Consider the following 12646-nt stretch of genomic DNA (forward strand, 5'->3'; position numbering starts at 1 on the left):
TTCAAAACCCTGTGCCCATGTGCCAATGAGAGGCTTGGATAACCGGTTTAAGCCTGTGGATGAAAGGGATGGTTATCCACAGAGGGGGTTATATCCAGTTTTGAGGCCCTGTTATCAACCGGCCTCAGTGGCAGTTATTCACAGGGCTTAATCCACAGAAAATCGATAAAACGGCATATTCGGGACGCAAAAAAAATCGCCAACGAGGGTTCGCTGGCGACAAAGAAGTCGATGGAGGGATGTGCGAGGACTATTGTGAGACAACGTAACAGAGGCTAATAATAGGCATTATCATTAACGCGCCCACTTTTCCTATGTCCCTAACCGCCCACACTGCTGCGATCGAGCAAATCTACGAGCAACACCATTCGTGGCTATACGGGTGGCTCAAGGGAAAATTGCATGACGCCTGCGATGCTGCCGATGTGGCGCATGACACGTTCGTGCGTATTCTGGCAGCGCGCAATGCCGCACAGATTCGCGAGCCACGGGATTATCTGGCGACCATTGCACGCGGTCTGGTCATTGATCGTTATAGAAGACGGGCCATCGAAGCCGCGTATTTGCAGACCCTGGCGGCTCGACCGGAAGCCACTGCCATCAGCGAGGAAGACAAGGCGCTGATCATCGAAACCCTCGTCGCTGTGGATAAAGCCTTGGCCGGGCTCGGCGCCAGAAGCCAAAAAATCTTTATGCTGTCGCAGATCGATGGCCTGACTTATCAACAGATCGCTTTGCAGCTGAAGGTTTCGCTGACCACGGTGAAGAAGCACATGATCCGCGCGCTGACGGAATGTGCCCTGATCATGGCGCAACGTTGATGGCCATCGCCCCCAATCGCCAGATCTTCGAAGCGGCCGCCGGTTGGTATGTGCAGTTTCAGGCAGATCCGCCAACGCTCGCCGAACAGAAGGCCTGGCAGTTGTGGATAGATAGCGACCCGGCGCATCTGGCGGCGTGGAACCAGATGGAACAATTGCAGCGCCACCTCGGCACCCTGCCGCAGGATCTGAAACGCCGCGCGCTGAATAACGGCCAGCAACGCCGCCAGGTGCTGAAGTTATTGCTGCTAGCGGCGGGCACGGGGTTCGTGGGCTGGAATGTTCAGCAACACACTGCCTTGGGAAATGTCTGGGCCGACTATAAGACTGGCGTTGGCCAGCGTCGCAATATCACATTGGCGGATGGCAGCCAGATTCAACTCAACACCGATACCGCTATTGATGTCTCTTTCGATAAAGCACAGCGGCTGATTCGCCTGCGCTCCGGCGAGATCCTCATTCAAACCGGAAAGCTGGGTGATCAACGGCCCTTTTTCGTCGAAACCCGCGACGGCCGGATTCAAGCGCTCGGCACTCGTTTCTCCGTTCACCAGTTATCGAGCTCAACCCGCGTTGGAGTGCTGGAAGACCGGGTCAGTGTTCTGCCCGGTGATAGTTCAACGGCCGCTAAAATCTTGCAGGCAGGCGAAGGCGCTTATTTTGATCGTCAGCACATAGCGCTCATTCATCCCTTCAAATCCTCCGAAGTGGCTTGGATCAACGGCCAATTGATCGTTCTCGATGCACGCTTGGGCGATGTGATTGAAGAATTGGGCCGTTATCGCAGTGGCGTTTTGCATTGCGACGGGCGTGCCCGAGAGCTGCGTGTTTCCGGAACATTCCGCCTCAATTCAACTGACGCAGTCTTGGCCAATCTTCAGGCGTCGCTGCCGATCAACGTGCGCTATTTCACCCGTTATTGGGTCTCGATCAGCCACAACGTTTGAACGAAATTTCACCTGGGGAAAATAAATCGACAACAGGGTTATCTTTTTTTGCCCTGACCCGGCCCTACAGGTAATCGCGATAAACGCGGCTCTTTGCCACCTTCAGGGCTTATCCACACATGCGTCTTCCCACGTTTCGTCAGCGTTTTTCCTACCACTGCATTGCCTATAGCTTACTGATGACCAGCGCCGCGTCCTGCCTGGTGATTAGCCATAACGCCGTCGCTGCATCGGTAGCCCAGCGTTACGCCATCGCCGCCGGCCCGCTGGATAATGCGCTGAGCCAGTTCGCCTCGGCCGCCAACGTGATTCTGTCGTTCTCGCCGCAACAGACCAGCCGCTTGCGCAGCGCCGGGTTGAACGGCAACTTCACCGTCGACCAGGGATTCGCCCAACTGCTGCAAGGCTCGGGTTTGCAAGCCGTACCGCAGGCGCCGGGCAGTTACATTCTGCAGGCGCTGCCAAACGGTGATTCGCTAGAGCTGGCCCCAACCAACATCAATGGTCAGTTGGCCAACCCGATGAATCTGGATTACGCCGCCGACGTCGGATACAAGGCGCAAAACAGCCGGATCGGTACGAAAACCAGTACACCGTTGTCGGAAACGCCGCGCTCGGTGTCAGTCGTAACCGCCCAGCGTATGAAAGATCAGAAATCTCAGACGCTGACCGAGGTGCTTGGCTACGTACCGGGGATCTTCGCCCCACCGTTTGCCGCCGGCGACAGTCTGGCCGGGGACCTGTTCTATATTCGCGGTTTCAACGCCACCGATTATGGCTACGGTCTGTTGCGCGATGGACTACGCGTCCAGGGCAATCGGTATGACACCAGCACCGAGCCCTACGGACTGGAGCGCGTCGAGATTTTCCGTGGCCCGTCCTCACTGCTCTATGGGGAAAACGCGCCGGGCGGTCTGGTCAATCTGGTCAGCAAACGGCCAACCGCGGCACCGCAAGGCGAAGTGCAATTGGGTTATGGATCGAACAATCGCCGGCAGATCGGCGTCGATGTCTCCGGGCCACTCAATGACAGCGGCAACGTTCTCGGGCGAGTGGTGATGCTCGGTCGCAAGTCCGACACCCAGACTGATCACGTCCCGGATGACCGTCTCTACATCGCCCCTTCGCTGACTTTGAATTTCGATGACTTCAATACCCTGACCCTGCTGGCCAACTACCAGAAGGATCACACCAACATGGAGCTTGGCCTGCCGGCCGCCGGGACATTGCTGAGCAATCCCAACGGCAAGTTATCCAAGGACACCATGCTCGGCGACCCGGACTGGAACACTTTCGAAAGGGAAACCTGGAGCACCGGTTACGAGTACAGCCACTCATTCAATGATGATTGGCAGTTTCGGCAGAACTCGCGCTACATGCAGTCGCGCATCACCCGTCACGAAACCTGGCCGGGCAATCTCAACAACGCCGGTTTCGGCACGCGCCTGAACATGACCGCCTACGATCGCTTCAACAAGTCGATGGTGTACTCGCTGGATAACCAACTGGAAGGCAAATTCCAGGTCGGCGGTCTGGAGAACACCGTGCTGTTCGGCGCCAGCTATGACCGTACCTCGTTCAATCAGGACTGGAACGCCGGCATCGTCGGGCCGATCGATGTATATAACCCGGTGTACCTGCGCGACCCGACCACGCCGATTGCGGTGCAAAACACCTTGCTTGAACAACAGATGAAAGGGGTTTATGCACAGATCCAGAGCAAGTATGACCATTGGCTGTTCCTGCTCGGTGGCCGTCAGGATTGGGTCGACAGTGATTTTCGCGACAAGGTGGCCCAGTCGAGCGACATCAGCTCCGAGGATAAGAAATTCACCTATCAGGGCGGCGTGATGTACCAGTTCGACAACGGCATGACGCCGTATGTCAGCTACTCCACCTCGTTCGTCCCAGTGCAGCAGATTTCCAATGCCGGTACGCCACTCGACCCCATCACCAGCAGCCAATATGAAGTGGGCCTGAAATACGAACCGATCGGCTGGGATACTGCGTTTACCGCTTCGGTGTACGACCTGCGCAAAAAGGACGACACCTACTTCGACTCGACGACAGCGACCTATCGTCAGGTCGGCGAAAGCCGTTCCAAAGGCGTGGAACTGGAACTGAACAGCAACCTGACCCAGAACCTCAATGTCACGGCGGCCTACACCTACACCGACGCGCGCATCACCAAGGACGCGGCAACGTCATTGGTCAAAGGCCATCAAATGACCGGCGTGCCACGTAATCAGTCTTCGGTCTGGACGAAATACCGATTCCTCGATGGCGACTTGAAAGGTCTGTACGTCGGCGGTGGTGTGCGTTACTTCGACAGTGCCTTCGCCTACACCTCACCTTCTCTGTACGGCAAGCTCGATGCCGGCGATGTCACGTTGGTGGATGCGGCGATCGGTTATCAGATCGATACGCACTGGAGCGTCGACCTGAACGCGAAGAACCTGTTCGACAAGGAATATGTGTCGGGATGCAACGATGCTGGGCGTTGTTATTGGGGTGAAGACCGCACCTTGCTCGGTACGGTCTCCTACAACTGGTAAAACGAAAAAGGGGCTGTGGATAAATTTCCACAGCCCCTTATTGTTATTTGCCGATGCAGAAGCTGGAAAAGATCCTTCCCAGCAGATCATCAGAGCTGAAAGCCCCGGTGATTTCACCCAGAGAATGCTGGGCCTGACGCAGATCTTCGGCGAGCAATTCGCCGGCGCCTGCCAATGTAAGCTGCGCGCGGCCGTGTTCCAACGCGGCGCTGGCATGACGTAATGCCTCCAGATGTCGACGACGTGCGCTGAAACTACTTTCCGAGGTTTGCTCGTAACCCATGCACGCCTTGAGATGATCGCGCAGCAGATCCAGTCCTTCACCGGCCGACTTGGCGCTGAGGCTGATCGTCACATGCCCGTCTTCACTGGTTTCCAGGACAATCGCTTCGCCGGTCAGATCGGCTTTGTTGCGGATCAGGGTTACTTTCGCCGGATCCGGGCGGGTTTCGAGGAATTCCGGCCACAACGCAAACGGATCCAGCGCTTCCGGGGCCGTTGCATCGACTACCAACAACACCCGATCGGCTTCACTGATAGCCTTCAATGCTCGTTCAACACCGATCTTTTCCACATGATCATCGGTATCACGCAGACCTGCAGTATCGACAACGTGCAGCGGCATGCCGTCGATGTGGATATGTTCACGCAGGATATCCCGTGTGGTGCCGGCGATCTCGGTAACGATTGCCGCTTCGCGACCGGCCAACGCATTCAACAGGCTGGACTTGCCGGCGTTCGGACGGCCGGCGATCACTACGGTCATGCCATCGCGCAGCAACGCGCCCTGCCCGGCTTCACGCAGTACTGTGGATAACTCATCGCGCACTTTGTCGAGCATGCTCAATACATGGCCATCGGCGAGGAAGTCGATTTCTTCTTCCGGAAAGTCGATGGCGGCTTCAACGTAGATACGCAACCCGATCAGCTGCTCGGTCAAGTTATGCACACGCTGGGAAAACGCGCCTTGTAATGAGCGCAGAGCATTACGCGCAGCCTGTGCAGAACTGGCTTCGATCAAATCGGCAATCGCCTCGGCCTGGGCCAGGTCGAGTTTGTCATTGAGGAACGCGCGTTCGCTGAATTCCCCCGGACGCGCCAGACGGCAGCCCAGTTCCAGACAACGTTTGAGCAACATATCCAGAACGATCGGGCCGCCGTGGCCCTGCAATTCCAGAACGTCTTCACCGGTGAACGAGTTCGGTCCCGGGAAATACAGCGCCAGACCTTCGTCCAGCACCTGTTTGTCGTCAGTGAAAAACGGGCCGTAATGGGCGTAACGCGGTTTCAGTTCGCGGCCGCTGATGGCTTTTGCCGCAACACTGGCCAACGGCCCGGAAATACGGACGATGCCCACACCACCGCGACCTTGAGCGGTGGCGACAGCGGCGATGGTTTCACGAGGTACGCTCATTAACCGGAATCCAGACAAAAATGACAGATAGCAAAACGCCCCACTAGGGGGCGTTTTGAGTGGTTATCCACAGTGTAAATCAAGCGGCTGCTTTGGTAGCCCGTTCGATCTTACGTGTGATGTACCACTGTTGGGTGATGGACAGGCAGTTGTTCACAACCCAGTACAGCACCAGACCAGCCGGGAACCACAGGAAGAAGAAGGTGAAGATGATTGGCATCATTTTCATGACCTTCGCCTGCATCGGATCCGGAGGAGTCGGGTTCAACTGCTGCTGGATGAACATGGTTGCGCCCATGATGATCGGCAGAATGAAGAACGGATCCTTGATCGACAGGTCAGTGATCCACAGCATGAACGGCGCCTGGCGCATTTCCACGCTTTCCAGCAGAACCCAGTACAGCGAAAGGAAAACCGGCATCTGCACGAGGATCGGCAAGCAGCCGCCCAGCGGATTGATCTTCTCTTTCTTGTACAGCTCCATCATGGCTTGCGACATTTTCTGCCGGTCATCGCCATGTTGTTCTTTCAAAGCAGCCAGTTTCGGCGCAACGGCACGCATGCGCGCCATCGATTTGTAGCTGGCAGCCGACAGAGGGAAGAAAAGACCCTTGATCAGCATGGTCAGGAAGATAATCGACCAGCCCCAGTTACCAACGATCGCGTGGATGTGTTGCAGCAACCAGAAGATTGGCTGGGCAATGAACCACAAGATGCCGTAGTCGACGGTCAGTTCCAGACCTGGGGACAACTCTTTCAGCACAGCCTGGCTTTTCGGACCGGCGTACAGCACAGCGCTGGTTTCAACTTTGGCACCTGGCGCAGCGGTCAATGTAGGACCGGTGTAACCGATGATGTAGTTGCCTTTGCTGTCTTTACGGGTCTGGACGACGTTGTTTTCGCCCTTCGCCGGAATCCATGCAGTCACGAAGTAGTGTTGCAGCCAGGCTACCCAACCACCGGTGACGGTTTCTTTCAGCTGCGCCTTGTCCATGTCCTTCATGGACACTTTCTTGTACGGCTCCGAACTTGTCCACAGGGCAGCGCCCAGGTAAGTCGCGGTGCCAGTAGCAGTAGTGGACGAAGGATCGGCACTGTTGTCGCGCTTCAACTGAGCAAACATTGCGCCGTTCCAGGGCTGAGCGCTCTGGTTATCCACAATGTAGGAAACGGCTACGTCATACAGGCCGCGTTTCAGGGTGAAACGCTTGATGTAATTGACGCCGTCCTTGCTGAACTTCAGGTCTACGACCAATTGGTCCTGACCGTCAGCCAGTTGATAAGTCTTCTTCTCCGAGGAGTAGACCGGACGACCGGCAGGATTTGCATCCGGGCCGTTGGTGCCGATCAGACCGCTTTGGGCCAGATAAACACGTTCGCCGCCGTTATCGAACAGCTGGAACGGAACATCAGGACGATCCTGACGACGTGGATACAGAGGCAAGGTCAGTTGAGCGACATCGCCACCTTGTGGATCGATCGCGAGATCGAGCACGTCGGTTTTGATCTGGATCAGGTCCTTGCTGGCGGCTACCGGCGTTTCGGCAGGTGCGCTGGTATCGCTAGCGGCGCGCGGAATATCGTCACTGGCGGCAGCATTATTGCCAGTGGCGGTATCCGGCAAACCGGATGTAGTCGTACTGGAAGCAACATTCTGAGTCGGCAGGGCAGCCTGACCATAGTCCTGGTTCCATTTAAGGACCATAACGTAGGCCACGATTGCCAGGGCGACGATCAGGATCGTGCGTTTGATATCCATGATTACTCGGCCATCGAAGAAGAACGGGAGGTAGGGATAGGTGGAACCGGGTCATAACCACCGGGATTCCACGGATGACAGCGACCTAAACGACGAAAGGTCAGCCAGCCACCGCGCAGAAGGCCATGATTTTCGATGGCTTCATACGCGTAGCAGGAACAACTGGGGTAGAAACGACAGTGACTGGCCATCAAAGGACTAATGGCATAGCGATAAAACTGGATCGGAACGAGGGCCAGTTTACGCATCGGTACTGTCTACCCCTACAGTTTCGGTTTTGACTTCTGGAACTGGCTTGCTGCGTGCCAGACGCTTCCAGAGCTTGCCGAAATGCTGAATCAATTCGGGGTTTTCTACATCGCCCAGACCTTTGCGCGCGACGATAACGATGTCCCAGCCGACCAGTGAATCCTGGTGCAGACGGAACGATTCGCGCATCAAACGTTTGAGGCGATTGCGCTCAACGGAGAGCTTTACGCTCTTTTTCCCGATAACCAGCCCGAGACGGGGGTGATCAAGATCGTTGTTGCGTGCAAGGAGCAGGAGATTTTTCCCCGGAACCTTGCCGGTAGGGGAGTCAAAGACTGCCTTGAAATGCCGGGGAGTAAGCAGACGCTTTTCCCGACTGAAGTCCTGACTCACCTCCAGTACCGGATTATCAAACTGCCAGACGCGCACGACCTTTGGCGCGGCGACGCGACAGGACAGCACGGCCGTTCTTGGTAGCCATGCGAGCACGGAAACCGTGAGTACGGGCGCGTTTGATAGTGCTTGGTTGGAAAGTACGTTTCATGTCGTGTTACCTGGTTCGTCCACAACGGGCCGGAATGGCCCCCGTTTTAAGAGACCGGGGATTCTAGAGAAAGCAAGCCTTCAGGTCAATTTCCAACCAGCGTTTCCTTATAAATAGATATCGGGGCTCTCTCTGCCTGAAAGCTTGTCTGCCAAATATAAAAATAAAGAAGGGAATTATTTAAAGCTTTTCTGTAAAGCTTATAAAAGCTAGGCAGCCCTTCTTCTGTGGATAAGTGACATCAGCCCATGTTTTACCTGATGTACAGAGAATGACAACTACAGTGGAAAACCGTGTTCAGCCTGTGCTGCGCTATCGGATAACCTGTGCGTGGAATGGGCTGTTATCCACAGGCAGGTTATCCACCGAGTTCAGCCCCCAGTTGTCCAGTGCCCTTAGAGGCGGTTATCCACAGAGCTTATTCACACACCGTTGGTCGCCTTTTTCTGATTTAACGCGTTGATAAATCATGTTCACCGGGCAACCTGCATGTGGATAAGTGGACGGCTCGCCGCTACAATGGCCGCTTGTTTTTGCCTCACCGGCTTTCAACTTAGGGGATATCCGTGTCAGTGGAACTTTGGCAGCAGTGCGTGGAGCTTTTGCGCGAGGAGCTGCCTGCCCAACAATTCAACACCTGGATCCGTCCACTACAGGTCGAAGCCGAAGGCGACGAGTTGCGCGTCTACGCACCGAACCGTTTTGTGCTGGACTGGGTCAACGAAAAGTACCTGGGACGGGTCCTTGAACTGCTGGATGAGCACGGCAACGGCATGGCGCCTGCGCTTTCCTTATTAATAGGCAGCAAACGCAGTTCCGCTCCGCGTGCCGCACCGAATGCGCCGCTGGCCGCCGCACAGGTTTCTCAGGCTCAGGCCAATGCCGCGCCTGCGAACACGCCGGCACCCTCGCAGACGCCTGCACCGACGGCCAAGCGTTCGACGCAAAAAAGCCCGGAAGTCAGCGATGAACCGTCTCGCGACAGTTTCGACCCGATGTCCGGTGCTGCTTCGCAGCAAGCCCCGGTCCGCGCCGAACAGCGCACCGTGCAGGTTGAAGGCGCGCTCAAGCACACCAGTTACCTGAACCGCACCTTCACCTTCGAGAATTTTGTCGAAGGCAAGTCCAACCAACTCGCCCGTGCGGCGGCCTGGCAAGTGGCGGACAACCCCAAGCACGGCTACAACCCACTATTCCTTTATGGTGGCGTTGGTCTGGGTAAAACCCACTTGATGCACGCGGTGGGTAACCATCTATTAAAGAAGAACCCGAATGCCAAGGTCGTGTACCTGCATTCCGAGCGTTTCGTGGCCGACATGGTCAAGGCCCTGCAACTGAACGCGATCAACGAGTTCAAGCGTTTCTACCGTTCGGTGGATGCTTTGCTGATCGACGACATTCAGTTCTTCGCCCGTAAAGAGCGTTCGCAGGAAGAGTTTTTCCACACCTTCAACGCCCTGCTTGAAGGTGGCCAGCAGGTCATTCTTACCAGTGACCGCTACCCGAAAGAAATTGAAGGCCTTGAAGAGCGCCTTAAATCCCGCTTCGGCTGGGGCCTGACGGTTGCCGTCGAGCCGCCGGAACTGGAAACCCGCGTGGCGATCTTGATGAAGAAGGCCGACCAGGCCAAAGTCGAGTTGCCGCACGACGCCGCGTTCTTTATCGCCCAGCGTATTCGCTCCAACGTCCGCGAGCTGGAAGGCGCGCTGAAACGCGTGATCGCCCACTCGCACTTCATGGGCCGCGACATCACCATCGAGCTGATTCGCGAATCCCTGAAAGACCTGTTGGCGCTGCAAGACAAACTGGTCTCTGTGGATAACATTCAGCGCACTGTCGCCGAGTACTACAAGATCAAGATCTCGGATCTGCTGTCCAAGCGCCGTTCGCGCTCGGTAGCGCGTCCGCGTCAGGTGGCCATGGCGTTGTCCAAGGAACTGACCAACCACAGCCTGCCGGAAATCGGCGACGTGTTTGGCGGCCGCGACCACACCACCGTGTTGCACGCCTGCCGCAAGATCAACGAACTTAAGGAATCCGACGCGGACATCCGCGAGGACTACAAGAACCTGCTGCGTACACTGACCACTTGATGAACACCAGCGCAGCTTATTAAGGCAAGGGACTAGACCATGCATTTCACCATTCAACGCGAAGCCCTGTTGAAACCCCTGCAACTGGTCGCAGGCGTCGTCGAGCGCCGACAGACCTTGCCGGTACTATCCAACGTGCTGCTGGTTGTCGAAGGCCAGCAACTGTCGCTGACCGGTACCGACCTGGAAGTCGAGCTGGTCGGTCGTGTGCAACTCGAAGAGCCAGCTGAAACAGGTTCCATCACCGTGCCTGCGCGCAAGCTGATGGATATCTGCAAAAGCTTGCCCAACGATGCGCTGATCGACATCAAGGTCGACGAGCAGAAGCTGGTCGTGAAGGCTGGCCGTAGCCGTTTCACTCTGTCGACTTTGCCAGCCAACGATTTCCCGACCGTTGAAGAAGGTCCGGGTTCGCTGACTTGCAGCCTCGAGCAAAGCAAACTGCGTCGCCTGATCGAGCGCACCAGCTTCGCCATGGCTCAGCAGGACGTGCGTTACTACCTCAACGGTATGCTGCTGGAAGTGTCCGAAGGCATCATCCGCGCCGTGGCCACCGACGGTCACCGCCTGGCCATGTGCTCGATGAAAGCCGATATCGGCCAGCCTGATCGCCACCAGGTGATCGTGCCGCGCAAAGGTATCCTTGAACTGGCACGTCTGCTCACTGAGCCGGACGGCAATGTCAGCATCGTATTGGGCCAGCACCACATCCGCGCCACTACCGGCGAATTCACCTTCACCTCGAAACTGGTCGACGGCAAGTTTCCGGACTACGAGCGCGTTCTGCCGAAGGGCGGCGACAAGTTGGTACTGGGCGATCGTCAGGCTCTGCGTGAAGCATTCAGCCGCACCGCGATTCTGTCCAACGAGAAGTACCGTGGTATCCGTCTGCAACTGGCCAGCGGTCAGTTGAAGATCCAGGCCAACAACCCGGAGCAGGAAGAAGCGGAAGAAGAAGTGGGCGTTGAATACAACGGCGGTTCGCTGGAAATCGGCTTCAACGTGAGCTACTTGCTCGACGTGCTGGGCGTGATGACCACCGAGCAGGTTCGCCTGATCCTGTCCGACTCCAACAGCAGTGCGCTGGTGCAGGAGTCCGATAACGACGATTCGGCTTACGTTGTCATGCCGATGCGTCTGTAATCAGCTGATCCTGGATGTCCTTAAGTCGTGTTTCGGTCACCGCGGTGCGCAATCTGCACCCGGTGACCTTCTCCCCCTCCCCCCGCATCAACATTCTTTACGGCGCCAACGGCAGCGGCAAAACCAGTGTTCTGGAAGCCATTCATCTGCTGGGGCTTGCCCGTTCGTTTCGTAGCACTCGGCTTTTGCCCGTCATCCAGTACGAGCAGCTCGCCTGTACCGTATTTGGTCAGGTCGAATTGGCCGAGGGTGGGCATAGCGCTTTGGGTATCTCGCGTGATCGTCAGGGCGAGTTCCAGATCCGCATCGACGGTCAGAACGCCCGCAGCGCTGCGCAACTGGCGGAGATCCTGCCACTGCAGTTGATCAACCCCGACAGCTTCCGCCTGCTTGAAGGCGCACCCAAGATTCGCCGGCAGTTTCTCGACTGGGGCGTGTTCCACGTCGAGCCACGTTTCATGGCCACTTGGCAGCGTTTGCAGAAGGCCTTGCGCCAGAGAAACTCATGGCTGCGGCATGGTACACTTGACGCCGTTTCGCAAGCGGTTTGGGACAGGGAACTGTGCCAGGCCAGCGCTGAAATCGATGAATACCGCCGCGCTTACATCAAAGCCTTGAAACCAGTCTTTGAACAAACCTTGAGCGAACTGGTTGAGCTCGAAGGTTTGACGCTCAGCTATTACCGAGGCTGGGACAAAGACCGGGAATTGAGCGCCGTATTAGCCGGTTCCGTGCAACGGGACCAGCAAATGGGCCATACCCAGGCCGGACCGCAACGGGCTGATTTGCGTCTTAGATTGGGCGCACACAATGCCGCGGACATTTTGTCCCGGGGTCAGCAGAAGTTAGTGGTCTGTGCACTGCGGATTGCCCAAGGGCATCTGGTCAGCCAGGCCCGACGCGGTCAGTGTATTTATCTGGTGGATGACTTGCCGTCCGAGCTGGACGAGAGCCATCGTCGCGCGCTGTGCCGCTTGCTGGAAGACTTACGCTGCCAGGTGTTTATCACCTGTGTAGATCACGAATTATTGAGGGAAGGCTGGCAGACGGAAACGCCAGTCGCTCTGTTCCACGTGGAACAGGGCCGTATCACCCAGACCCACGACCATCGGGAGTGAAGG

11 protein-coding genes are annotated in these 12646 nt (G+C 56.6%); 6 read left to right on the forward strand and 5 right to left on the reverse strand.

Annotated features, from left to right (window positions below; translation table 11 throughout):
- Positions 1-314 precede the first annotated feature (314 nt).
- From FGA82_RS03470 to FGA82_RS03480, 3 genes are all read left to right on the forward strand, one after another.
- Positions 315-821 (forward strand): sigma-70 family RNA polymerase sigma factor, encoded by a 507-nt coding sequence (locus FGA82_RS03470; protein WP_141126030.1) that lies wholly within the window; start codon positions 315-317, stop codon positions 819-821.
- A complete protein-coding gene (locus FGA82_RS03475) occupies positions 821-1768 on the forward strand; it encodes a FecR domain-containing protein (RefSeq protein WP_141126031.1) in 948 nt (315 codons plus the stop codon). The genes FGA82_RS03470 and FGA82_RS03475 overlap by 1 nt, the downstream gene beginning before the upstream one ends.
- Positions 1769-1887: 119 nt before the next feature.
- Positions 1888-4323 (forward strand): TonB-dependent siderophore receptor, encoded by a 2436-nt coding sequence (locus tag FGA82_RS03480; protein ID WP_141126032.1) that lies wholly within the window; start codon positions 1888-1890, stop codon positions 4321-4323.
- Positions 4324-4366: 43 nt separating this feature from the next.
- Here the strand turns inward: FGA82_RS03480 and mnmE are convergent, their stop codons facing one another.
- The 5 genes from mnmE to rpmH all read right to left on the reverse strand — a co-directional run bounded on the left by mnmE (position 4367) and on the right by rpmH (position 8289).
- Positions 4367-5737 carry a tRNA uridine-5-carboxymethylaminomethyl(34) synthesis GTPase MnmE gene (gene mnmE, locus FGA82_RS03485; RefSeq protein ID WP_141126033.1) on the reverse strand — a complete coding sequence of 457 codons (1371 nt, stop codon included), beginning with the start codon at positions 5735-5737 and terminating at the stop codon, positions 4367-4369.
- A gap of 79 nt (positions 5738-5816) precedes the next feature.
- Entirely contained in the window at positions 5817-7496 is a 1680-nt protein-coding gene (gene yidC / locus FGA82_RS03490; protein ID WP_034152190.1) for a membrane protein insertase YidC, read from the reverse strand.
- A gap of 2 nt (positions 7497-7498) precedes the next feature.
- Positions 7499-7744: a membrane protein insertion efficiency factor YidD gene (yidD, locus tag FGA82_RS03495; protein ID WP_010465488.1), complete on the reverse strand. Its 246-nt coding sequence runs from the start codon at positions 7742-7744 to the stop codon at positions 7499-7501.
- On the reverse strand, positions 7737-8138 hold the full coding sequence (gene rnpA / locus FGA82_RS03500) for a ribonuclease P protein component (protein ID WP_016984072.1): 402 nt from the start codon (positions 8136-8138) through the stop codon (positions 7737-7739). The genes yidD and rnpA overlap by 8 nt, the downstream gene beginning before the upstream one ends.
- 16 nt (positions 8139-8154) lie before the next feature.
- The gene (gene rpmH / locus FGA82_RS03505) at positions 8155-8289 is read right to left on the reverse strand and encodes a 50S ribosomal protein L34 (protein WP_003213577.1); all 135 of its coding nucleotides are present in this window, start codon (positions 8287-8289) and stop codon (positions 8155-8157) included.
- A 566-nt stretch (positions 8290-8855) separates the two neighbouring features.
- Between rpmH and dnaA the strand changes: the two genes are divergently transcribed.
- The 3 genes from dnaA to recF are packed head-to-tail and all read left to right on the forward strand — an operon-like array spanning position 8856 to position 12643.
- Positions 8856-10382, forward strand: a complete 1527-nt coding sequence (gene dnaA, locus FGA82_RS03510; RefSeq protein ID WP_141126034.1) for a chromosomal replication initiator protein DnaA — start codon at positions 8856-8858, stop codon at positions 10380-10382.
- A 39-nt stretch (positions 10383-10421) separates the two neighbouring features.
- On the forward strand, positions 10422-11525 hold the full coding sequence (gene dnaN, locus FGA82_RS03515; RefSeq protein WP_007911887.1) for a DNA polymerase III subunit beta: 1104 nt from the start codon (positions 10422-10424) through the stop codon (positions 11523-11525).
- Between the two features lie 14 nt (positions 11526-11539).
- Complete coding sequence (gene recF, locus FGA82_RS03520) at positions 11540-12643, forward strand: DNA replication/repair protein RecF (protein WP_003220208.1); 1104 nt, start codon at positions 11540-11542, stop codon at positions 12641-12643.
- The last annotated feature ends 3 nt before the right edge of the window (positions 12644-12646 follow it).

The organism is Pseudomonas fluorescens, assembly GCF_005938625.1.
GTDB classification, from domain to species: domain Bacteria; phylum Pseudomonadota; class Gammaproteobacteria; order Pseudomonadales; family Pseudomonadaceae; genus Aquipseudomonas; species Aquipseudomonas fluorescens_BD.

What these genes read in the sequence shown, in the direction of transcription:
- FGA82_RS03470 (WP_141126030.1), top strand. Translation starts at nt 315, where the DNA reads ATGTCCCTAACCGCCCACACTGCTGCGATCGAGCAAATCTACGAGCAA.
- FGA82_RS03475 (WP_141126031.1), top strand. Translation starts at nt 821, where the DNA reads ATGGCCATCGCCCCCAATCGCCAGATCTTCGAAGCGGCCGCCGGTTGG.
- FGA82_RS03480 (WP_141126032.1), top strand. Translation starts at nt 1,888, where the DNA reads ATGCGTCTTCCCACGTTTCGTCAGCGTTTTTCCTACCACTGCATTGCC.
- mnmE (WP_141126033.1), bottom strand. Translation starts at nt 5,737, where the DNA reads ATGAGCGTACCTCGTGAAACCATCGCCGCTGTCGCCACCGCTCAAGGT.
- yidC (WP_034152190.1), bottom strand. Translation starts at nt 7,496, where the DNA reads ATGGATATCAAACGCACGATCCTGATCGTCGCCCTGGCAATCGTGGCC.
- yidD (WP_010465488.1), bottom strand. Translation starts at nt 7,744, where the DNA reads ATGCGTAAACTGGCCCTCGTTCCGATCCAGTTTTATCGCTATGCCATT.
- rpmH (WP_003213577.1), bottom strand. Translation starts at nt 8,289, where the DNA reads ATGAAACGTACTTTCCAACCAAGCACTATCAAACGCGCCCGTACTCAC.
- dnaN (WP_007911887.1), top strand. Translation starts at nt 10,422, where the DNA reads ATGCATTTCACCATTCAACGCGAAGCCCTGTTGAAACCCCTGCAACTG.
- recF (WP_003220208.1), top strand. Translation starts at nt 11,540, where the DNA reads ATGTCCTTAAGTCGTGTTTCGGTCACCGCGGTGCGCAATCTGCACCCG.